Below are 21,197 nucleotides of genomic sequence, written 5' to 3'. Positions count from 1 at the left end.
TCCAATCCAATATGTAAAAAGTCCCTGCTCAGTCGAGACAGGGACACTTGTGATTTATTTAGGTTGTTGATACATGAGCTCTTTGATTAACGCTTTTTGCACATGCAGGCGATTTTCTGCTTGCTGGAATACTTTAGAGTGTGGTCCATCAATGATATCAGCCGTCACTTCTTCTCCGCGATGTGCCGGCAGACAATGAAGGAAGATATAATCTGCTGCTGCATGTTGCATGAGTTCCTCATTGACTTGATATTCTTTAAATTCTGCTAGACGTTTCTCTGTTTCAGCTTCCTGTCCCATGCTTGTAAATACGTCTGAATAAATGACATCTGCATCCTGAACAGCAGCTACTGGATCTGTTGTGACGATGACTTCTGCGCCTGATTGTTTTGCAAACGCCCGAGCAGTGTCTGTCACCTCTTGAAGAGGTTCATAGCCTTTTGGTGATGCAACGGCAATGTCACAGCCTAACTGCGCGCAGCCGACCATTAAGGAATGAGCCACATTATTCCCATCACCGATGTACGCCACTTTCACACCTTTTAGTGTGCCTTTTGCTTCTTTAATCGTCAGTAAATCAGCCAGTGCCTGACATGGATGAGAGTAGTCCGTTAGTCCGTTGATCACTGGAATAGAGGCGTATTTTGCAAGTTCTTCTACCTTCTCATGTTCAAAGGTTCGAATCATAATGCCATCTACATACCCAGACAGCACCTGCGCTGTATCACCAATCGTTTCTCCTCTGCCAATTTGCAGATCATTTGAGCTGAGGAAGAGCGCATGTCCGCCTAGCTGCGTCATGCCCGCTTCAAACGAGACACGGGTTCTAGTTGAAGATTTTTCAAAGATCATCGCTAATGTTTTTCCTTTGAATAAATCTTGATATGGATGTTGTTTCATTTCTTCTGCTTTTTCAATTAAGTACGCAATGTCATTGATCGAAAAGTCTTTTAACGATAAAAAGTCTTTTCCGTATAATGCCGGTTGCACGTCGACTTGGCTCATGCCGTCACTTCCTTTTTATATAATTCGTGGAGAGATACTGGTGATACATCTCCATCTTTTCCTTGCAGGAACGCTTGCGCCGTTTCATATTCGGTTAGAACTTGAACACCATGTGTGAGTGCTTTTACACGCTGTTCTTTTGCCTCTTCATCATCACCTAAATGAATGTGAAGCGATTTATCGTCTTGTTGCAGCCACGATTCAAAGCTGCCAGTCCAGACGTCAAAGCCTGCTCGTTTTGCTTCATCTACGAATAATTCACTGCCTTGTATAAAGAGGCTTCCTTTCTGTTTCCAGATCGGTGCAAACACTTTTTTCAAGGCGCTTTCGACGTTCTTTCCTACACACATTCCTTCACCCGTCGCCTTCATTTCAGGTGTGAGCTTTAAATCGATATCTTGAATGGCATGTGAGGAGAAGACTGGGAATTTAACAGCTGTGCCCCCCTTATTCTTCGTTGCCGGTTTCAATTCTTCAAGCGTTGCACCAGCTAACAGCTGAGTCGCCATTGGAATCATGTCAACACCCATGACTTTACTTACAACTGGAACAGTCCGGCTTGCCCGAGGATTCACCTCTAATACGAGCGCCTGGTTCCCTTTTATCACAAATTGAATATTCATAATGCCTTTAAAAGCTAATTTCTTTGCGATTTGTTCAGAAGCGTTATACACCTGTTGTTTGATGTCTTCACTAATAGAGACACTTGGTAAGATGGCAAAGCTGTCACCTGAGTGTACGCCCGCTTTTTCAATATGCTCAACAATGGTTGGAATGAATGTCGTTTGTCCGTCTGAAATGAGATCCACTTCCACTTCTTTTCCAGTGACATACTCATCAATTAAGATCGGATAAGGTAAATGATCTGGCTGATCAAGTAGTTCTGCCAATTGAGCTTCTGTATGAACAACGATCATGCCCATTCCACCAATGACATATGATGGACGAATAAGAACAGGGTACCCGATGCTTGCAGCATGCCCCAGTGCTTCTTCTTTTGAATGAGCTGTATCTCCTTTTGCATGAGGAAGATTCAGTTCATCAAGAAGCTGATAGAATAAATCGCGATCTTCTAATGCATCTAGTGTGTCAAAGGACGTGCCTAACAAGGTAACGCCGGCTTTTTCTAAACCTTCCGCCACATTGATTGCTGTCTGCCCGCCAAATTGAACGATGACAAAATCAATTTGCTCCGCTTCAACTACGTTTAAAATATGTTCTAACGTGATCGGCTCAAAGTATAAACGATCTGCAATCTCATAATCGGTACTAACCGTTTCTGGATTATTGTTCATCATGATGGTTTCAAATCCAAGCTTTTGTAAAGTAAGAACGCCATGAACGGCACTATAATCAAACTCGACCCCTTGCCCAATTCGAATCGGACCAGATCCAATGATGAGTGCACGCTGCTTTGTTTTCTCTTGATGCTCTCCATCACTTTTGCCAAAGTACGTAGAATAGAAGTAATTCGTTTTTGCATCGAATTCAGCCGCACATGTATCGACAATTTTAAATGAAGCGGCAATGCCATACTCTTGACGAAGCTGTCTGATATCTTGTTCACTGCGATCCGTCAGAGAAGCGATTGTTTCATCAAGGAAACCTTTTTCTTTCACCTTTCTTAAGGTGTCTTTGGATAGCGTCCCCTGATGATTCTTCAATTCTTGTTCGAGTGTGATCATATTCTTGAAGACATGTAAGAAAAACAGATCAATCTTCGTCGTTTCATGAATCGTTTCAACGGTTTCTTGTCTGGAAAGAAGCTCCATGACAGCGAAGAAACGGCGATCGTCCGGTGTTTTGATTAATTCAAATAACTGTTCAGTCGAATGTTCTTTCAGTTCAGGCAAGTGGAAGCCCTTTGTTTTGATTTCAAGTGATGCGACTGCTTTTTGAATGGCAGATTCTAAATTACGGTCAATCGCCATGACTTCACCAGTCGCCTTCATTTTTGTGCCTAATTTCCGGTCTGCCTGTTTAAATTTATCGAACGGCCAGCGCGGGAATTTCACCACGACATAATCGAGTGCCGGCTCAAAGCTAGCATACGTTGTTCCTGTAAGCGGGTTTTTCAATTCATCTAGTGTATAACCGACCGCAAGTTTTGCCGCCATTTTGGCAATCGGATAGCCTGTTGCTTTCGATGCAAGAGCAGAAGACCGGCTGACCCGAGGGTTGACCTCAATGACAAAATATTCTTTGCTAAGTGGATCAAGAGCGAACTGGATATTACAGCCGCCAACGACATCAAGCGCTGAAATGATTTTCAAGCTCGCTGAACGGAGCATTTGATAATCCTGATCCGTTAATGTCTGTGACGGTGCAACGACAATCGAGTCGCCTGTATGCACACCAACTGGATCGATATTTTCCATGTTACATACAGTGATACACGTATTTTGACGATCTCTCATGACCTCATACTCGACTTCTTTAAAGCCAGCAATGCTTTTTTCAACTAAGCACTGATGAATCGGACTCGCTAGAAGAGCACCTTCAATCAGCGGTTTAAAAGCCTCTTCAGTTAAAGCGATGCCTCCCCCTTTACCACCAAGTGTGTAGGCTGGTCGAAGAATGACGGGAAAACCCACTTCTTTTGCAAATTGAAGGGCGTCTTTCGCATTATCCACAATTTCACTTTCTGGTACAGGTTCATTCAAATGCTTCATGAGAGCACGGAATTTCTCACGATCTTCACCGTTTTCAATTGTTTCAACTGACGTTCCGAGCAGTTTTACCCCATGCTTTTTCAGCACACCGGCTTTTTCCAGCTCGACAGCAAGGTTTAAAGCCGTCTGTCCGCCAAGATTGGCTAAAAGACCATCTGGTTTCTCTTTTTCAATGATTCTTGTCACTGAATCAACTGAAAGCGGTTCAAAATAAATTTCATCAGCAAATGACTCGTCTGTCATAATGGTTGCTGGGTTGTTATTCACTAAGATGACGTTGTAGCCTTCTTCTTTTAAGGCCATACAACCTTGTGTTCCTGAGTAATCAAATTCTGCTGCCTGACCAATGATGATTGGACCAGACCCGATGACTAGAATGGTTTGTATGCTTTGATCTTTAGGCATGTGCAACTTCTCTCCTTGCTTGTTTCACTTTCTCAATAAAATCATCGAATACCCATTCACTTTCTGCAGGGCCTGGGTGTGCTTCTGGATGAAATTGAACGGACATAATCAGCTTCTCTTTATGAATGAATCCTTCAACAGATCCGTCATTCACGTGGAGGAATTTGACGTCCACTTCTTTGTCATTCATGCTTTTTTCATTGACCACATAGCTATGATTTTGGCTTGTCATAAAGACACGTTTTGATTCTGTATCTTGTACAGGATGATTCGCCCCGCGGTGGCCAAAAGGAAGCTTATACGTATCCCCGCCAAGCGCAAGAGCAATTAATTGATGACCTAAGCAAATGCCTAGTGTCGGGAAGGTCATCATGATGTCATGAATGGTTTTTAAATATGGCTTCATTGTTTTTGGATCTCCAGGTCCATTTGACAAAAGGATCGCATCTGGCTTGATATCAAATACCTTTTCCATTTGTTTGTACGGAATCACTGTGACTTTACAGCCGCGCGCTTCGAGTGAGTCCGCAATTGATTTTTTAAAGCCAAAATCAATGAGCGCTACATGATCCTCACCGCTGCCTTGTGTGTATACTTCATCTTCTGTGACCTGCTCAACCACATTGTCTTGCTTCATTGCAGGTGGCGTTTCATTTTCGTCTAAACTAAGCACTGCATTCATCGTTCCATTTGCTCGAATGTTCTGCACGACTGCACGAGTATCTGTATGTGTAAGAAGCGGAATGTTCCACTTCTGTAAATAATCTTTTAAGCTTACGGCTGCAAGGTGATGAGAAAAATGGTCAGCTGCCTCATAGACAACGACCGCTTTCACTTGTGGTTTTTTGCTCTCAAAGTCTTCATGATTGATGCCGTAATTTCCGATGAGCGGATATGTGAAGACAATGATTTGTCCTTTATAAGAAGGATCTGTAAGCACCTCTTGATAACCTGTCATCCCTGTAAAAAAGACCACTTCACCTGTCATGCCAGCTTCTCCTGTCAGATCTCCTTCAAAAGAGGCTCCATCTTCTAAATTTAAATAACCTTTCATGCTTGTGTCACCCCATATTGAATAATTAATAATATAAATGCATGTTTATGCGTTTTGGTGTAAAAAAAATTTAGACCGTTACTGTTTCATTTGCTAACACTTGAATGATTGCTTCAATGGCTTGATCCAATTCAACTTTTTTGACATTCAGCGGAGGTAATAAACGAATGACATTCGGACCAGCTGGAAGCACCAGCAAACCTTGCTCTCGAAGGGCTGTGATGTAATCACCTACTGGCTGATGACACTCAATTCCTGCCATTAATCCTTTGCCACGTACTTCTTTCACGATGTTCAGCTGTTTGACTTCTTGCAGTCTCTTTAAAAGGTACGCACCCTTTTCTTTCACTTCTGAAAGAAAGTCTTCTTTGAATATTACATCAAGAGTTGCGTTCACAGCTGACATAGCGAGCATATTGCCACCAAATGTTGTGCCATGAGAGCCTGGAGAAAATGCATCCCCTAAAGCTTTTTTCCCTATCACTGCACCGACTGGAAATCCATTTCCTAAACCTTTTGCGGCTGAAATAATATCAGGATCAAGTCCCGATTGCTCATAGGCAAATGCTGTCCCTGTTCGCCCAATACCCGTTTGGATTTCATCTACAATCAGCAGTGCTTGATGTTTTTTGCAAAACGTTTGAACGGCTTCTAGAAATTCAGCTGTAGCTGGATTCACTCCACCTTCACCTTGCACCACTTCCAGCATGACCGCTGCGACATCATCGATTTCACACGCTGTGATCGCTTCAGGGTCATTAAACGGTACATAATGAAAGCCTTCCAGCATCGGTCCAAAACCAGTTTTGATTTTATCTTGACCTGTGGCAGCCATACCAGCATACGTGCGCCCATGGAAAGAGTGCAAAAACGTCACAATATTTGTTTTACCTGTTGCTTTTCGGGCCAATTTGATAGCCCCTTCATTCGCTTCAGCCCCGCTGTTGCAGAAAAATACGAGATCTCCTGAACTGTTTGCTGCCAGCTTTTCCGCTGCTTTTTCTTGCAGTCCATTTTCAAATAGATTTGATACGTGCCAGACCTCGTCAAGCTGCTTCTTGATGGCTTGATTGACCTTTGGATGATTGTGACCTAAATTCGTGACCGCAATGCCTTGTATAAAGTCTAAATATTTTTTCCCAGTTGTATCAACTGCCCAAGAACCTTCTGCCTCTTTAATTTCAACATTCCACCGTCCGTACGTTTGAAAGAGATGACTCACAGGACCGCCTCCTTTTGTTTTACAATTCGAGTTCCTTTAAAGGTATCTCCTGTAAAAATACTGCCTTTTCCATTCACAATCATGACTTCATCCACATCTCCTGATAAAGCACTTAGCGCAGATTGCACTTTTGGAATCATTCCCCCGGAAATAATACCTTCATCGATGAGCTTGAGAGCTTCTTGTTCGGTGACAACGTCTAACAGCTCACCATTTTTTAAAATTCCTTCCACATCTGTGACAAACATGAGCTTATCAGCTTTCATAGCTCCTGCGACTGCTGATGCTGCAAGATCAGCATTTACATTTAACGTTTGGCATTCTTCGGTCATAGATAGCGGCGCAATGACGGGAATAAATTGTTTCTCCATTAGTGCTTCTGCCATCTCTGGATTGACTTCTTTGATTTCGCCAACGTACCCATATACATCTTGATCGAGAAAATCGGCGACAAGCATCTGTCCATCTTTACCAGATACACCGACAGATGATATATCATGCTTTGCCAACTCTGAAACAAAGTATTTATTCACCGTTCCTGAAAGGACCATTTCGGCTACCTCTAACACCGGCTTTGTTGTTTTGCGCTGTCCATCTACAAATTCCGTTTTCACTTCTAATTTTTGCAGCATGCTCGTGATTTCAGGACCCCCGCCATGTACGATAGCCAGTTTAAATCCAGCAGCTTGAAGTGAGCGGACATTTTCATAAAAGGTATCGGAAAGTTCTCGAATGACACTGCCTCCACACTTGAACACGATCGTTTTATCCATGTCTATCTCCTTCATTATGTGCGATAGCTCGCGTTAATTTTCACATAATCATAGGTAAGGTCACAGCCCCATGCTGCCGCTTCACCATTTCCTTCATTCATTTGAATGAAAATCGTAATCTCATCCTGCTCTAGATACGCTTTTGCTTCCTCTTCTGAGAAAGACTGAGGTTCATTATGTTTAAACAGACATTGCCCGCCTAAGTAAACTTCAACCTCTTCTGGCGTGACAGAAGCTGCGCTATGACCGATTGCTCCGATAATCCGTCCCCAGTTGGCGTCCGTACCGTATACGGCTGTTTTCACAAGACTTGAACCTACGATTTTTTTTGCAATAATACCCGCTTCTAAGTTGTTTTTTGCACCAACAACTTTCGCTTCGATTAATTTGGTTGCGCCTTCTCCGTCTCTTGCAATCTCTTTTGCTAGATCTTCACAGGCTAGTTTTAATCCTTCTTTAAACAATGGCCATTCTGGATGTTCTTCATTCAGTGCCTGGTTTTCTGCCATTCCATTTGCCATCACAAGCACCATATCGTTAGTTGATGTTTCTCCATCGACGGTAATTTGATTAAACGTCACATCTGTAATGTCACGAAGAGCATTTTGCAAAGCTTCTTGTTCGACATTTGCATCGGTTGTGACAAACCCGAGCATTGTTGCCATGTTCGGATGAATCATACCAGAGCCCTTTGCTGCACCTGAAATGAGAATCTCTTTCCCGTCTATCGTCAAGGAGTATGTCGTATTTTTAATGACTGTATCTGTTGTTAAAATCGCTTCTTCAAAGTGGCCATTTCCTGCTTTTGCTTCTTTTAGCTGAGTGATGCCTGTTTTGATTTTATCCATATCCAGACACTCTCCAATGACACCAGTAGAAGAAACAGCAATGTAATCAGGCTCTGTGCCTAACATGTCTGCACAGGCTGCCTGCATGTCGTATGCATCTTTTAATCCCTGCTCACCTGTACATGCGTTGGCGATGGCACTATTGACAATGACACCTTTTAGTTTGCCCGTCTTTTTTAAGCTTTTTTGTGTGACTTGAAGAGGCGCAGCTTGAAAGTGACTTTGAGTGTATACCGCTGCACTCGCTGCTGGTACTTCACTGATGATCAAGCCAAGGTCTTTTTTTGAATAGCGTAATCCTATATGAATCCCCTTTGCTTCAAAACCTTTTGGTGATGATACGTCCCCGTCAATTTTGACAATACTTTTTTCATTCAATTCGATCATGTTTGTTGTCTCCCCTGTTCTTATGGATAGAGAGGTGTCATTGTGAGGCCCGCCTCTTCATGTAAGCCTTTGATGATGTTGAAGTTTTGAACCGCTTGGCCGGCTGCACCTTTCATGAGATTATCTATGACAGATACAATCGTCAGTCTACCTGTTCGCTCATCTAAATGAAAACCAATGTCACAGAAGTTACTGCCGTATACTTCTTTTGTTTGCGGATATATCCCATGATCTCTCACTCTTACAAAATAGGAATCTTCATAAAAACCCTTCATCTGTTTCATTAATTCTTCTTTTGTGACATCTGATTTCAATTGTGTATACATCGTCGCCATAATCCCTCTTGTCATCGGGACAAGGTGTGTTGAAAATGTGATGTTCGCCGTTTGCGGGTTCCATTCTCTAAGTACTTGTTCTATTTCAGGTGTGTGCTGATGTTCATTCACCTTATAAATTTTAAAGTTATCGTTCAGCTCTGAAAAATGTGTGCCAAGTGAGGCTGATCGTCCTGCACCGGACACCCCGGTTTTTGCATCTATTATGATCATAGATTCATCGATTAAATTCTGTTTCATCAGCGGTGCTAAACCTAGAAGAACTGCAGTAGGAAAGCAGCCGGGGTTTGCAATGACTTCCGCTTGCTTAATGGTTTCACGATTCAATTCAGATAATCCGTATACAGCTTGTTGAACCGATGCTTCATCCGCTGCCCTTCGTTTATACCACGCTTCATAAACAGTTCCATCTTGAATGCGCAAGTCACCTGATAAATCAATAATTGGCACCCCTTGATTCATGAGCTTCGGTGTGAGTTCACTTGAAACGCCTGCTGGTGTCGCTAAAAACACAGCATCTGTTTCTTGCACAATGGCCGCCGGATCAATGGCTTTTAATGTTTGGTCAGTAATCGTTGTCAGATGCGGATAAGATTGACTGTATAATTGCCCATCACCACTTGATGAATACAATATACATTCCTCCACATGTGGATGCTGCTTAAAGATACGAACTAATTCCGCACCGCCGTACCCTGTAGCACCTATAATACCTATTTTCAACGTCAATACACCCTCTTGATCTTTGTGAAATTATTTAACATTATAACATGTATAAAAATTAATTCAATTGTATATTTAATATTTGTTTTCATTTTTTTTCATAAAAAAATCCACATATCTTCGTGAGACATGCGGATTTTATCTATTGTTCTTCATATTGAGGACCAGAAGCGCACTGCATAAATATAATAGGGAACTTGCATAAAAAATCAAATGAATGGTGAAGAAATCAGCAAACAGGCCGCCAAGCATAATGGCGATCGATGAAAAAAGCGCTGTCCAAAAATGATAGTGCCCAACTTCTTTCATACGCTTTTTCTCGTTTGTGAGTTCGGTGACGAGTAATTTCTCTCCGTGCTTCTGAACACCACCTAGCACACCTAAGGCAAGCTGAATCATATAAACTTGCTCTACTTCTGTGATATGTGGAAAAAGTAGAAGAAGAAACGCCATACCAAACGCATGAATGATTAAAAAGAGACGCTTGTCGGTCGTTTCAGGAAGTTTTCCTAATAATAAATGAATGAACGCACCGCTCAAACCAAACAGACCATAAGCAAGACCAAATTGAGAATAGCTCGACCCAACATTTTTAATAAAAAGAATATAAAAAGGGAAAATGAGACTACTGGCGAAAAACAGTAGACTTTGTGAATAGACGAACCATTTCATTGCTTTAGCATTCATTGTGTATTGTACCTTTCATAAAAGTAGTTGATAAATCTGCCATCTGGATCTGCTTGCTTTTTCTTTTGAAAGAATAGATCGGTTTTTGGATACGCTTGTTTCATTTGTGCTTTCGTTTGATACGGCATGTATGGTAAGTAATAGCTTCCATGGTGCCGCAAGGTGATATCTGTCACTTGCCGGATGACCCGCTCCGCTTCTGCCTTCTCTTCTTTCTCAAAACCATAATTCACTAACAAAACAAGTGCAAACATATCTTCTTTCGCATATGAGAGATCCGCTTTTTCATTTTTTTGTACGTAGCGGATCGTGATGTTCATTAAATTCAATTCTTCCTGTTGTAAAAAGCTTCTCATGTCATCGATATACGCACGAAAACGATCAACTGGAACAAAGTATTCTTGAAGCACATCGGTATCTGACTCATTTTCATATTCTAAAAAAGCAGAATCAGACCGCATCACGTTATTTCTTGTGATCAGCTGGTCATTTTGACTTTGAAAATACTTCTTTTGCAAGTTCCATAGCAAATCTTTCCCCATATCAAATCTTCTCGAAAGGCCGAGCATAAATTTCAAAGGGATGACGAGCTGATCTTCTTTGAGCTCGCGGTATGGATCGATCTGTTGATCAGAAGTAAGCGAATAATTCGTCACATACATCTCTTTCAAAAAATTTGTTTTCGCTGTAGAGATTCTTGCGAGATGCATGCGCACTTCTTTATTGTTCTTTACATGCTTTTGAAAATAATCAGTGTATTCATCGAAGTGTAGAGAGGTTGTCTCCATTTTATATAATTCATCCTTTGTTAAGGACAGCTCAACATCTAAAATGACACCGAATAAGCCGTATCCTCCAATCACGGCAGTAAATAAATCATCGCTAGGCTTTACTGTGATGATCTCTCCATCTGCTTTTAACAGTGTGAAAGAGCGCACAGTGTCAATGAGTGAGCCGTAGCGAATGTCACGTCCATGTGCATTTGCACTTAACGAGCCACCAATCGTAAAGATGTTTTGAGATTGCATCACCTTTACTGCAAGACCATATGGGTTCACATATTTTTGAATATCATCCCATGTGGCGCCGCTCTGGACCCGAATGGTCTTCTTTTTTTCATTAAATGATACGATTCGGCGAAATTTCGTCATGTCTAGTACAATGCCATTTTCATAATACGTGTGGCCGCCCATACTATGCTGCTTTCCGGCGATTGAAATGGGCAGATTCTTCTCTTTTGCTTCTTCTAATACTTCTTTTAAAGATTCTATTTCTTTTCCTTGCACGACTTTTTTTATTTTGACCGGCATAAGGTGACTCACATCTGTAAACGCCTCAAGTCCTTGCCTTTTGTGTGCTTGACCTTCACGTATAGAGACTGATGCAAAAAAGGCAGCGCCATATCCCATCAAAAGAACGATCCATATCCACTTTCGTTTCATTATAGGTACTCCGTTCTATAAAATTACATCCATTATATCAAGCCATACTCCTCCTCTACCTTAATTTTTCATAAAAAAACCTGGTACGAGTTCAACTCATACCAGGCATTTTCCGTATTTACTTATTGAATACCAAGCGCAATTTTAGCGTATCTTGACATTTTGTCACGTGTCCAAGGTGGATTCCAGACGATGTGAACTTCTGTTTCTTTCACTTCAGGCAAGTCACTTAATGCTTTTTTCACTTCATCCACGATAACTGGTGCAAGGGGACACCCCATTGATGTTAAAGTCATCGTGATATCCGCTTTTCCATTCTCATCAAGATCGACATCATAGACAAGTCCAAGGTTGACGATGTCTACGTTTAACTCAGGGTCAATCACCTGTTCTAGGGCGCCTAAAATATTTTCTTTCAATGCTTCATCCATGATATCCACTCCTTTTTCAACTAGTATAACGTACTTTTCCTTTTGGCTAAACGTTTGTGCTTTTCAGGTGTGTCACAAACCAGTCAATGGTTTCAAACATCGCTTGTCTTGAGACCTTATGGCCAGCCTGTCCATCTGTGATAAAACGAATCAGGTGAGGATCTTCTTTATATTGGGTTTCTGCTAACTCGTCATAAAGAGCTTTTGCATGTCTGTAAGGGACAACTGGATCGTTTTCTGCATGCCAGAATAACAGCGGTCTTTTGTTTAATCGATCTGTTTGCAGCGTTAAATCATAAGGGCGCAGCGCGTCTAATTGCTGATGAACCTCTTCATCTGTAATCTCTTTCATCAACCCTTTGTGCCGCATGTCCATAATTTGTGCTTGTAGGAATGTCGTATATTTCGGACTGCCCATCAAGCTGACTGCCACTTTAATCCAATCATGTTTTGCGAGTGCACCAAAGGTCGTGATGCCTCCCATGGAAGTACCTGCAACACCTATTAGATCGGCTTCAATCAATTGTTTTTCTTGAAAATATGTTTTTAAGATATCGATTTCACGGATTTCGTTCAGGACGATTTCCCAAAACTTTGATGCCAGTTCCTCTAAGCTGAGGTTTTCTGATCTTACACCATGATAAGCACAGTCAGGCAAAATGACTCTCATGCCTTTTTCCGCCAAATGAAAGGCGAAGTGTAAGTTGTGCTCTCGTGCACTTGTAAATCCATGAATAAAAAATACAAGTGGCATCGGTTTATCTTTATTTTCAGCTTTTACGATATGTAAAAATGGAATATCGTGCGTCATTTGCTCATCAATGGTGATCACAGCCTATGAATCCTCCTTTATCATTCCCGTCTTTGTTTATTTTAACATGTAGACAACGAAGATGTGATAAAGATACACTATAGGTGGAGGCACCCGCACCAGCTGCCTCCTATTACTTACAGATCAAAGGAGATTTTATGGAGACTAAACCTTATCTAATCGCACTTGACCTGGATGGCACGTTATTAAAAGACGATAAAACGATTTCTGCACACACACTTGATGTCATTCAAAAAGTGAAAGACAGCGGGCATCATGTCTGTATTTCAACTGGCCGGCCATTTCGTTCCAGCTCTCCTTATTATCAGCAATTGCAGCTCGATTCACCGATTGTGAACTTTAATGGAGCCTTTGTCCATCATCCTCTTGATGAAAAATGGGGCAGATTTCACACATCACTTGATCTTCAAGTCGTGAAACAGCTTGTGGATATTAGTGAGGAATATAAAGTGCACAATGTGTTAGCTGAAGTGCTAGACGATTTGTATTTCCATTATCATGATGAAAAGCTCATTGATATATTTAATATGAATGCAAACAAAGTGACCGTTGGAGACCTTCGGGACAATCTTGGAGAGAATGTCACAAGCGTCTTAATTCACGCAAAAGAAGAAGACGTCGGAGCGATCCGGAGCTATTTGACAGATGTTCATGCAGAAGTGATTGACCACAGACGCTGGGCTGCTCCGTGGCACGTCATTGAAATCATTAAAACAGGTATGAATAAAGCCGTTGGACTGCAAAAAATTAGTGATTATTACGGGGTGCCTCAGGAGCGAATTGTGGCATTCGGAGATGAAGACAATGATTTAGAAATGCTTGAATTTGCTGGATGCGGGGTTGCAATGGGCAACGGAATTGATGCAGTGAAACGCGTCTCTAATGAAGTGACAGATACGAATGAACAAGATGGGATTGCAAAATTCCTAACGAATTACTTCTCGCTTTAATTTTTCCATTCATACATAGCAGGTCGAAGCGGGCATACTACCGTTAGACAGGTTGTCCTGTCAGCTTGTGTAAAGGGGCGGATTCCGAATGGGTAAAAGAAGCAAATCGAAACGCTTTATACAACAAGGTAAAGATTCAGTCAGTCTGCATGACGCACGTTTTCCGTATCGTTCCACACTTGAAGAGGCTGCTGAGGACAGGGGAAATATGAAGACTGATGCTTCTGGAGGTTCATTGTGAGAAACGAACTTTTTGATCAAGCCAAATCATTTACTGAAGAAGCCCTTACTTCTTCATTTCCATCTGGTTTAGAGCGTCAACAAGCAGTTCAGCGAGCTAAAAACGCCGTATCATCTGCATTTGCTAATTCGACAGATGCAGAAAGAAACCAGCTGCATACGTTCCAAGACCTGCTTGATGATCTTTAACGAAAAAAGCTGTCCGCTTTGTGGACAGCTTTTCTTATGCTTATTTCACTTGGAACGTTTTCTTCTCAGTGATTTGCTTTAGCCCTTCTGCTTTTCCTTTAAATGTGACGACCGCTTCATACGTTCCCGGCTCCACACCGTTTGACCACGTATCTTGGAAGTCATATGTTTCATCTGCTTTCAGCACAAAGGATTGGATGGCTTGTGTGAACATACGGTCTTTCGAGTAACGGTATTTTTCATTTCCGTCTTCATCGTACACACTCAATTCGAATTTTTGGCTTGTGTTAAACGTGAATTCAATATCTCGATCTGATTCATTTTTTAGTGACATATGAAATTGAACCGAAGAACCTTTTTGGACGGGGTCTACTGTGAGTACAACGGTTTTTTCTCCCATTTGACCGGATACCTCCTTGTCTGGTTCATCCTTTTTTTGTTGTCCACAAGCTGTTAAAACCAATAGAACGAGAAAAAGCACTAACCCTTTTTTCATCTTCTACCCACCTTTTAATCTCGTCTGAAAAATCCAAGAATATTGGTTGTTTGAACAATATTTGTAAAGGCTTTTGGATCGACTTCCTTTATAATTTGTTCAAGTTCATACAGCTCATACCTTGTAATGACAATGACCATCATTTCTTTTTGTTCATTGGTAAATGCCCCTTTTGCCGGAACAGTCGTAATCCCTCTGACCATTTTTCCATAAATGGCTTCTTTGATTTCATCTGCTTTCTTTGTCACAATCATGGCGGTCAGCTTTTCATGTCTCGTATGGATAGCATCAATTACCCTAGTCGTCACATATAATGTGACAAGGGTATATAAAGCTTTCTCCCAACCTTGTAACAATCCTGCTGTAAAAATGATAATTCCGTTTAAAATGAAGAAATACGTGCCCACTGGTTTGTCTTTCCATTTCGCTAAAATCATCGCAATAATGTCAAGGCCGCCTGTAGATGCCCCATATTTCAGTGTAATCCCAATGCCAAGTGCAGAAATGACTCCGCCAAATACAGCATTTAATAAAATATCTTCAGAAACACTTGTCTCTGGTAAAATGCCGAGGAAAATCGTTGTCAGTGCCACACTAATAATGCTATACAAAGTAAAGGAACGACCAACCTTCATCCAGCCTAAAATGCCGACCGGAATGTTTAAAATAAATAATAGGATTCCTGTTGATAAATAAAACGGTGCATATTGATCGATTAAACTAGATAATAGCTGGGCAACCCCTGTAAAACCACTTGCATATACGTCAGCAGGGATTAAAAATAAATTCAGCCCAATCGCATTGAGTAAGGCACCAATGACGACGACGATGAATTTTTTTGCTTCTCCAATGAACATGTTGTCATTCCTCCACTTACCATTCTCTCTATGGTTTTCCCTAAAATTTAGAATTTGAACACGAAAAAATGATTTTCTATGATATAGTTAGGCTAAAAAGATGTAAAATATGGTTGATTTTTTTTAGAAAGAAGGGATTTTGATGACTGTTCATATCATAGCAGACAGTGCTGCTGATCTGCCTCTTTCTTATTATGATGAACAAAACATGACACTCATTCCGCTGCGTGTGTTACTCGGCGAGCAGGAATTTGAGGATTTGATCACCATTGAACCAAAACAAGTATTTGATGCGATGAGACAAGGTGCAAGTCCAAAAACATCACAAGCTTCACCAAACCGGATCAAAGAAGCCTTTGTTTCTGCGGCCCAAACCCATACATCGGCTATTTATGTTGCCTTTTCATCAGAGCTTTCAGGTACATACCAAACCGCTGTGATGATGGCAAACGAAGTGAAGGAAGAATACCCTGATTTCGATTTGCGAATCATTGATTCTAAATGTGCTTCACTTGGTTATGGACTAGCTGTCAAACACGCTCAATCACTTGCCATTGACGGAAATACAATACAAGAAATTGAAACGTCTGTAAAGCATTTTTGTGAATCTTTACAACATATTTTTACTGTAGACGATTTATCGTATTTAGCAAGAGGCGGAAGAATCAGTAAAGCGTCCGCATTTGTTGGCGGATTGTTAAGTATTAAACCCATTTTACACGTTGAGGATGGAAAACTGATACCCCTTGAAAAAATTCGTGGCCGTAAAAAATTATTGAAACGCATTATCGAGCTGATGAAAGAACGCGGATCTGACTGGTCTAGTCAAACTGTTGGCATTAGTCATGGAGATGACCCTGCACTTGCAGAAGAAATGAGACAATTAATCGAAGCGGAATTTCACCCAAAAGAAATCGACATCCAGGTCATCGGAGCGGCTGTTGGGTCCCACTCAGGCCCTAGCACACTTGCCATCTTCTTTACAGGCAGCCCATCATAAAAAGCACCCTTCCCTGAAACATCACGGGAAGGGTGCTTTTCTTATGATAGCTTAAATCGGTGAACGGTTTCGTTTAACCTTGCTGTCATACTCATCAGTTCTTCTACTTGTTTGTTCATTTGATGGAAAGATTGCAGTTGTTCGTTTGCCGAGGCAGAAATTTCTTCGCTGCCCGCTGCCGTTTCTTCTACAACGGCACTAATATTTTCAATCGAGTGCAGCACTTGTCCGCCAAGCTCTGTTGATTGAATAATTTGGTCATTTAAGACCGCCATTTCTTGCTTAATATGTTGTGCTTTTGTTTCTATATCTTCAAAGGAGTGTGAGGTTTTGTCCATTGCATCTTGCTGCTGAAGTGATAGCTTGACCCCTTCTTGTACAGTTTGGCTAATGGATTGAATGCCTTTTTCAATATGACTCACCATGTCAAAAATTTGTCTTGTTGCACGAGACGATTCATCTGCCAGCTTACGGATTTCGTCCGCTACGACGGCAAACCCTTTGCCAGCTTCTCCTGCTCTTGCCGCTTCAATCGCCGCATTGAGCGAGAGGAGGTTTGTCTGGTCCGCAATATCAGAAACCGTTTTGGCCATTGCGGAGATTCCGCTTGCGTACTGAGTGAATTCTCCTGCTGACTCTTCAATTTGTCTCGTCGCACGTGTATTTTTTTCAATGGCTGCTTTTGTTTCTGTTAACGTGTGCTTCCCGCTTTCCACCGCTTCAATGGCATCCTCTGTACTACGGATGACTGTATGTGATCTTTCGGAATTCTTACGGCCATGTGAATCCATTTTCTCAATCAAACTAACGCCATGCTGAAGGTCTTCTGAAATCGCTTGTGAACCATTCGCCATTTCGTCTGTCGATACAGACACTTGATTGGCTGATTCCATAAGCTTTTTGTTTTCATCATCTAGCTGAATCGAGAATGATTCCACTTGACTTGAGACATGACTGATTTCTTGAATCAAGCTAATCAGCTGATCCGTCATTTGATTGAACGACTCATTTAATCCGCCGATTTCATCTTTCCGCTTGATGTTCATCCGCTCCACAGCGAGGTTTCCTTCGGCAATCTGTTTTGCCCGGTAAGAAAGGGATTTGATTGGTGTCACAATGGATCTCGTTAAACCAATATTTAAAAAGACGGCGATGACAATCAGCGTGAGGGCTGCGACAGATGCGCTTGTAATGATCCTTTGCACATTGTCTGCCGCCTCCTCTAAATGGTATTCATACGCTTCTTGTGCTCTTTTATTCATCGTATGCACGTCGTTTAAAACACCGTCAATTCTGGCAGCCACTCGTCTGGCATCAGAGGCATTTTTTTCACCAATGGCATTGTTTGCTTCTTGCGTCCATGTGTCAAACTTTGAATTTAACCGTGTGAGGGCTTCTTTGTTCATATTTCCTGCGTTTTTGTTTAACGTTTGCAGCTGTTTTTTCGCTGTCGATATATCGCTTTGAACGACCTCTAGCTGTTCATCTGAAAGGGTCATGGAATAATTGGTCATGGCTTGTTCGACACTTTCAAAGCTGGCCTTCGTTTTTTGTACGTTCAGTAAGGTTTGAACTTCTGTTTCGCTTGATGACTGAATCTTTGTCATGCTCACAATAATAAAGGCAATTACGCCAACCGCTAAAAGAAGTGAAATGAGTGAGTTGAGCAAAATTTTGATGCGTAAGCTCATGATGCTGCCCCCTCTTCTTTCAGAAGTGTCTGCTTCAGTCCATTTAATTTTTTGGTCAATTTCTCAGCATCTTTGAGCACCCGGATTCTTGCCATATCGATTCCGTCATTACTTAAGTCATAAACGATATGCCCGCTTTTGATTTTGCTGCTTTTGACGAGCTGTTCGCTGAATTGATAGACGACTTCATCTACTTTTTTGACCATAGACGAAATAACGGCTTTTTCAGCTGTATAATACTGATCGCTGTCCACGCCGATTGCATATTTGCCTTGCGTTTGCGCTTCTTTTAATACACCAACACCCGTATAACCGGCTGCAGCATATAAAACATCTGCTTTCTTTTTGATCATGTCTTTCGCTATTTTACTGCCTTTACCTGCATCACTAAATGTGCCAGCATACGTGGATACGACCTTGATTTTCGGATTCACAGATTTTGCGCCTTTTTGATAGCCTTGTTCAAATCGGTGGATCACCTCTGCATCGACTCCGCCAACAAAACCAATAACATCACTTTTTGTTGTCATGGCAGCAAGTGCTCCCGCTAAATAGCTGCCCTGCTCTTCTTTAAAAGTCACTGATGTGACATTTTTCAGTTCAGACACAGCATCAATGAGTAAAAATTGCTTTTTCGGATATTTTTTCGCTACCTTTTCTAAGTCTTCTTGCATACTGAAACCTACACCGATGATCAGGTCATTTCCATCTTTCACAAGCTCGGTCAGCCCTTTTTCATATGTATCGGTTTGTGCAATTTCTCTATAATCGAATTCAATGCCAAGCTCATCACGTGCTTTTTCTAATCCTTTAAATGATGAATCGTTAAATGATTGATCACCAAGACCATCATCCGTCAGCATGACACCAATATGCTTCGCATTTGATATCGGTGGTCCTCCCTGCTGATTGCTGCATGAGGCGAGTACCATGATCATAGCTGCCATCAGAAGTAATGAAATCTTCACTTTCATCCAAAAACACACTCCTTTTATCATCCTTACCCCTTATTTATCGGATTTGAGAGTCATTGTTTCAATGATAAAGTGAAGGATTTTCAGCTTTTTTCATGACTTTTTTCACTGAAAAAAACCATTATTTATGACAAAAATAAAAAAAGTGAGCAAATGCTCACTTTTTCTCGTATGTCCATCCTTCTTTTTGGTAAACAAGATCATTTTTCATTAAATGACCTAATGCTCGTTTGAAGGCTGCTTTGCTCATTTGAAATCTTTCCCGGATATCTTCTGGATCACTTTTATCCCCGTAAGGCATTGCACCGTTTCTCGTTCTCATATAAGTTAAGATTTCTTCTGCATCGACAGATAATGCATCCTGTTTTCTAGGAAGCAGAGAAACGTTCACGGTTCCGTCCTCTTTCACTGCAATGACACGTCCTGTCACGGTCGATCCTAATCTAGGCTCTTCCTTTCGTTCCGTGCGGTGGATAAACCCACGCACGCCTGTATCTGTCAGCATAAAAGAACCTGTCGCAATTAAGCGATAAATCGTTCCCGTAATTTCTTTGTTCATTAACGTTTCTGGCGCCTCAGTAAATAATTCACTGATCACATCTTCAGTGGCTGGTTTTGCGAACATTCTCCCGTAACTTGTCACTTTGAGCATACAGTATAGTTTGTCGCCTTTTTTCGGCCACGCTTCCTCAAAAGGCGGGAGGTGTTCAGTTGCAACAAGTGCATCCTTTGACAAACCTATATCGACAAAAGCACCCATATCTTCTACAACGTCTACGACTTCTACCCAGTCGTATGTATGTGCATTGATTTTAGGAATTTTCATTGTCGCTGCCAGTCTTTCCTCATGATCTACATATAAGTAGACCTCTACTTCATCACGATCTCCAATATCCTCTGTCATCTCACTGCGATGTAGAAGAACAGAATCTTCGCCATCTGTTAAAAAGTAGCCGTATTCCATCTCGTTATCTATTTGCAAGGTCAGTTGCTCACCTGGTCTCATGTTCTCTTCCTTCCTATCTGCCCTTAAAAGAGCGTTCGTTCATCTTTTGATTCACTTTATTCTACTATACTTCTGTCATCATGAACATCTCTAGTTCTGTTAGCTAAAGTGGACAAACTGTACTTGAATTATACCGCATGCATCTGAACTCTCCTCGATAAAGTTTCTTCTTCCCCTATGGGCATGATAAAATAGACGCAATATCTATAGTTGGAGGTCATATGTGATGGCAAAAGAAAGTTCATTTGATATTGTATCGAAGGTGGAGCTGCCAGAAGTGCAAAACGCCATTCAAGCAGCACTGAAAGAAATTAAAAACCGTTATGATTTTAAAGGAAGTAAAAGTGATATTTCACTAGAAAAAGAAGAACTCGTTCTCATTTCTGATGATGACTTCAAGCTGGAGCAGCTAAAGGATGTCCTTGTGACAAAACTGATTAAACGAAACGTACCGACTAAAAACATTGACTATGGAAAAACAGAACATGCCCTAGGTGGAACCGTTCGCCAGCGTGCAAAGCTGATTAGCGGGATTGATAAGGACAATGCCAAAAAGATCAATGCCTTGATCAAACAATCTGGTTTAAAAGTAAAGTCGCAATTTCAGGATGACCAAGTGCGTGTGACAGGAAAAAATAAAGATGATTTACAAGAAGTGATGGCGCTCATGCGCAAGGCAGATTTACCGATTGACGTCCAATTTATAAATTTTCGATAAATTTCAAATTTTCCATTGATTATTTCCGATTTTTTCGATACAGTTGATGGAAGTTCAATTCATTGACATGTTCATATCGCTTTCTTATCAAGAGAGGCAGAGGGACTGGCCCTGTGAAGCCTCAGCAACCGGTGTAGTAGAAATCTATTTTCTATGACCAAGGTGCTAAATCCAGCAAGCAACTGCTTGGAAGATAAGGAGAAGAATTTCAATACAGCCAAAAAGTCTTCTTCTTATCAGAAGGCTTTTTTTGTTACATA

The 21,197-nt window shown here is 41.3% G+C and carries 21 protein-coding genes and 1 riboswitch; of the genes, 5 read left to right on the top strand and 16 right to left on the bottom strand.

Going from position 1 to position 21,197, the window contains the following annotated elements:
• Positions 1–54 precede the first annotated feature (54 nt).
• From argF to NSQ17_RS05645, 11 genes are all read right to left on the bottom strand, one after another.
• On the bottom strand, positions 55–1,005 hold the full coding sequence (argF, locus tag NSQ17_RS05695; RefSeq protein WP_024720054.1) for an ornithine carbamoyltransferase: 951 nt from the start codon (positions 1,003–1,005) through the stop codon (positions 55–57).
• Positions 1,002–4,082: a carbamoyl phosphate synthase large subunit gene (locus tag NSQ17_RS05690; protein WP_138278387.1), complete on the bottom strand. Its 3,081-nt coding sequence runs from the start codon at positions 4,080–4,082 to the stop codon at positions 1,002–1,004. Before NSQ17_RS05690 ends, argF begins: the two co-directional genes overlap by 4 nt.
• Positions 4,075–5,136 (bottom strand): carbamoyl phosphate synthase small subunit, encoded by a 1,062-nt coding sequence (locus NSQ17_RS05685; RefSeq protein WP_017367005.1) that lies wholly within the window; start codon positions 5,134–5,136, stop codon positions 4,075–4,077. Before NSQ17_RS05685 ends, NSQ17_RS05690 begins: the two co-directional genes overlap by 8 nt.
• Before the next feature lie 70 nt (positions 5,137–5,206).
• Positions 5,207–6,358, bottom strand: a complete 1,152-nt coding sequence (locus tag NSQ17_RS05680; RefSeq protein ID WP_035700272.1) for an acetylornithine transaminase — start codon at positions 6,356–6,358, stop codon at positions 5,207–5,209.
• A complete protein-coding gene (gene argB / locus NSQ17_RS05675) occupies positions 6,355–7,131 on the bottom strand; it encodes an acetylglutamate kinase (protein ID WP_017360181.1) in 777 nt (258 codons plus the stop codon). Before argB ends, NSQ17_RS05680 begins: the two co-directional genes overlap by 4 nt.
• A gap of 14 nt (positions 7,132–7,145) precedes the next feature.
• A complete protein-coding gene (gene argJ, locus NSQ17_RS05670; RefSeq protein WP_144678926.1) occupies positions 7,146–8,366 on the bottom strand; it encodes a bifunctional ornithine acetyltransferase/N-acetylglutamate synthase in 1,221 nt (406 codons plus the stop codon).
• 20 nt (positions 8,367–8,386) lie between these two features.
• Positions 8,387–9,424, bottom strand: a complete 1,038-nt coding sequence (gene argC, locus NSQ17_RS05665; RefSeq protein WP_326242245.1) for an N-acetyl-gamma-glutamyl-phosphate reductase — start codon at positions 9,422–9,424, stop codon at positions 8,387–8,389.
• Positions 9,425–9,562: 138 nt separating this feature from the next.
• Positions 9,563–10,111 (bottom strand): MFS transporter, encoded by a 549-nt coding sequence (locus tag NSQ17_RS05660; RefSeq protein ID WP_178930025.1) that lies wholly within the window; start codon positions 10,109–10,111, stop codon positions 9,563–9,565.
• Complete coding sequence (locus NSQ17_RS05655; RefSeq protein WP_342467942.1) at positions 10,108–11,553, bottom strand: FAD-binding oxidoreductase; 1,446 nt, start codon at positions 11,551–11,553, stop codon at positions 10,108–10,110. Before NSQ17_RS05655 ends, NSQ17_RS05660 begins: the two co-directional genes overlap by 4 nt.
• Before the next feature lie 122 nt (positions 11,554–11,675).
• The gene (locus tag NSQ17_RS05650; RefSeq protein ID WP_003211530.1) at positions 11,676–11,984 is read right to left on the bottom strand and encodes a metal-sulfur cluster assembly factor; all 309 of its coding nucleotides are present in this window, start codon (positions 11,982–11,984) and stop codon (positions 11,676–11,678) included.
• Between the two features lie 46 nt (positions 11,985–12,030).
• Positions 12,031–12,816 carry a prolyl oligopeptidase family serine peptidase gene (locus tag NSQ17_RS05645; RefSeq protein ID WP_282746872.1) on the bottom strand — a complete coding sequence of 262 codons (786 nt, stop codon included), beginning with the start codon at positions 12,814–12,816 and terminating at the stop codon, positions 12,031–12,033.
• Positions 12,817–12,953: 137 nt separating this feature from the next.
• On the opposite strand from NSQ17_RS05645, the gene NSQ17_RS05640 reads away from it, so the two are divergent.
• From NSQ17_RS05640 to NSQ17_RS05630, 3 genes are all read left to right on the top strand, one after another.
• The gene (locus tag NSQ17_RS05640; RefSeq protein ID WP_039167379.1) at positions 12,954–13,766 is read left to right on the top strand and encodes a Cof-type HAD-IIB family hydrolase; all 813 of its coding nucleotides are present in this window, start codon (positions 12,954–12,956) and stop codon (positions 13,764–13,766) included.
• A gap of 88 nt (positions 13,767–13,854) precedes the next feature.
• Positions 13,855–14,007, top strand: coding sequence for a hypothetical protein (locus NSQ17_RS05635; protein WP_008348539.1), 153 nt, complete (start codon positions 13,855–13,857; stop codon positions 14,005–14,007).
• Entirely contained in the window at positions 14,004–14,195 is a 192-nt protein-coding gene (locus NSQ17_RS05630; protein WP_008348541.1) for a DUF3813 domain-containing protein, read from the top strand. The genes NSQ17_RS05635 and NSQ17_RS05630 overlap by 4 nt, the downstream gene beginning before the upstream one ends.
• 40 nt (positions 14,196–14,235) lie before the next feature.
• Here NSQ17_RS05630 and NSQ17_RS05625 read toward each other — a convergent pair whose 3' ends face one another.
• Both NSQ17_RS05625 and NSQ17_RS05620 read right to left on the bottom strand, forming a co-directional pair.
• A complete protein-coding gene (locus NSQ17_RS05625; protein WP_008348542.1) occupies positions 14,236–14,691 on the bottom strand; it encodes a BsuPI-related putative proteinase inhibitor in 456 nt (151 codons plus the stop codon).
• A 14-nt stretch (positions 14,692–14,705) separates the two neighbouring features.
• Complete coding sequence (locus NSQ17_RS05620) at positions 14,706–15,548, bottom strand: YitT family protein (RefSeq protein WP_007499067.1); 843 nt, start codon at positions 15,546–15,548, stop codon at positions 14,706–14,708.
• A 142-nt stretch (positions 15,549–15,690) separates the two neighbouring features.
• On the opposite strand from NSQ17_RS05620, the gene NSQ17_RS05615 reads away from it, so the two are divergent.
• Positions 15,691–16,548: a DegV family protein gene (locus NSQ17_RS05615; RefSeq protein WP_008348544.1), complete on the top strand. Its 858-nt coding sequence runs from the start codon at positions 15,691–15,693 to the stop codon at positions 16,546–16,548.
• A gap of 41 nt (positions 16,549–16,589) precedes the next feature.
• Here the strand turns inward: NSQ17_RS05615 and NSQ17_RS05610 are convergent, their stop codons facing one another.
• The 3 genes from NSQ17_RS05610 to NSQ17_RS05600 form a co-directional block, all read right to left on the bottom strand.
• Positions 16,590–18,239 (bottom strand): methyl-accepting chemotaxis protein, encoded by a 1,650-nt coding sequence (locus NSQ17_RS05610; RefSeq protein ID WP_024720047.1) that lies wholly within the window; start codon positions 18,237–18,239, stop codon positions 16,590–16,592.
• Positions 18,236–19,213, bottom strand: coding sequence for a BMP family ABC transporter substrate-binding protein (locus NSQ17_RS05605; RefSeq protein ID WP_342467941.1), 978 nt, complete (start codon positions 19,211–19,213; stop codon positions 18,236–18,238). Before NSQ17_RS05605 ends, NSQ17_RS05610 begins: the two co-directional genes overlap by 4 nt.
• 157 nt (positions 19,214–19,370) lie before the next feature.
• A complete protein-coding gene (locus NSQ17_RS05600; protein WP_017360190.1) occupies positions 19,371–20,219 on the bottom strand; it encodes a S1 RNA-binding domain-containing protein in 849 nt (282 codons plus the stop codon).
• A gap of 226 nt (positions 20,220–20,445) precedes the next feature.
• On the opposite strand from NSQ17_RS05600, the gene NSQ17_RS05595 reads away from it, so the two are divergent.
• A complete protein-coding gene (locus NSQ17_RS05595; protein ID WP_024720044.1) occupies positions 20,446–20,937 on the top strand; it encodes a YajQ family cyclic di-GMP-binding protein in 492 nt (163 codons plus the stop codon).
• Positions 20,938–21,018: 81 nt separating this feature from the next.
• A riboswitch (SAM riboswitch) is annotated at positions 21,019–21,137 on the top strand.
• The last annotated feature ends 60 nt before the right edge of the window (positions 21,138–21,197 follow it).

The organism is Bacillus sp. FSL W8-0629 (genome assembly GCF_038593225.1).
GTDB classification, from domain to species: domain Bacteria; phylum Bacillota; class Bacilli; order Bacillales; family Bacillaceae; genus Bacillus; species Bacillus altitudinis.
This window is presented reverse-complemented; position numbering and strand designations above follow the sequence as displayed.

Bases quoted from the DNA above. Each gene is read 5' to 3' on its own strand.
- argF (WP_024720054.1), bottom strand. From the start codon at position 1,005: ATGAGCCAAGTCGACGTGCAACCGGCATTATACGGAAAAGACTTTTTA.
- NSQ17_RS05690 (WP_138278387.1), bottom strand. From the start codon at position 4,082: ATGCCTAAAGATCAAAGCATACAAACCATTCTAGTCATCGGGTCTGGT.
- NSQ17_RS05685 (WP_017367005.1), bottom strand. From the start codon at position 5,136: ATGAAAGGTTATTTAAATTTAGAAGATGGAGCCTCTTTTGAAGGAGAT.
- argB (WP_017360181.1), bottom strand. From the start codon at position 7,131: ATGGATAAAACGATCGTGTTCAAGTGTGGAGGCAGTGTCATTCGAGAA.
- argJ (WP_144678926.1), bottom strand. From the start codon at position 8,366: ATGATCGAATTGAATGAAAAAAGTATTGTCAAAATTGACGGGGACGTA.
- NSQ17_RS05660 (WP_178930025.1), bottom strand. From the start codon at position 10,111: ATGAATGCTAAAGCAATGAAATGGTTCGTCTATTCACAAAGTCTACTG.
- NSQ17_RS05655 (WP_342467942.1), bottom strand. From the start codon at position 11,553: ATGAAACGAAAGTGGATATGGATCGTTCTTTTGATGGGATATGGCGCT.
- NSQ17_RS05650 (WP_003211530.1), bottom strand. From the start codon at position 11,984: ATGGATGAAGCATTGAAAGAAAATATTTTAGGCGCCCTAGAACAGGTG.
- NSQ17_RS05640 (WP_039167379.1), top strand. From the start codon at position 12,954: ATGGAGACTAAACCTTATCTAATCGCACTTGACCTGGATGGCACGTTA.
- NSQ17_RS05635 (WP_008348539.1), top strand. From the start codon at position 13,855: ATGGGTAAAAGAAGCAAATCGAAACGCTTTATACAACAAGGTAAAGAT.
- NSQ17_RS05625 (WP_008348542.1), bottom strand. From the start codon at position 14,691: ATGAAAAAAGGGTTAGTGCTTTTTCTCGTTCTATTGGTTTTAACAGCT.
- NSQ17_RS05620 (WP_007499067.1), bottom strand. From the start codon at position 15,548: ATGTTCATTGGAGAAGCAAAAAAATTCATCGTCGTCGTCATTGGTGCC.
- NSQ17_RS05615 (WP_008348544.1), top strand. From the start codon at position 15,691: ATGACTGTTCATATCATAGCAGACAGTGCTGCTGATCTGCCTCTTTCT.
- NSQ17_RS05610 (WP_024720047.1), bottom strand. From the start codon at position 18,239: ATGAGCTTACGCATCAAAATTTTGCTCAACTCACTCATTTCACTTCTT.
- NSQ17_RS05605 (WP_342467941.1), bottom strand. From the start codon at position 19,213: ATGAAAGTGAAGATTTCATTACTTCTGATGGCAGCTATGATCATGGTA.
- NSQ17_RS05600 (WP_017360190.1), bottom strand. From the start codon at position 20,219: ATGAGACCAGGTGAGCAACTGACCTTGCAAATAGATAACGAGATGGAA.
- NSQ17_RS05595 (WP_024720044.1), top strand. From the start codon at position 20,446: ATGGCAAAAGAAAGTTCATTTGATATTGTATCGAAGGTGGAGCTGCCA.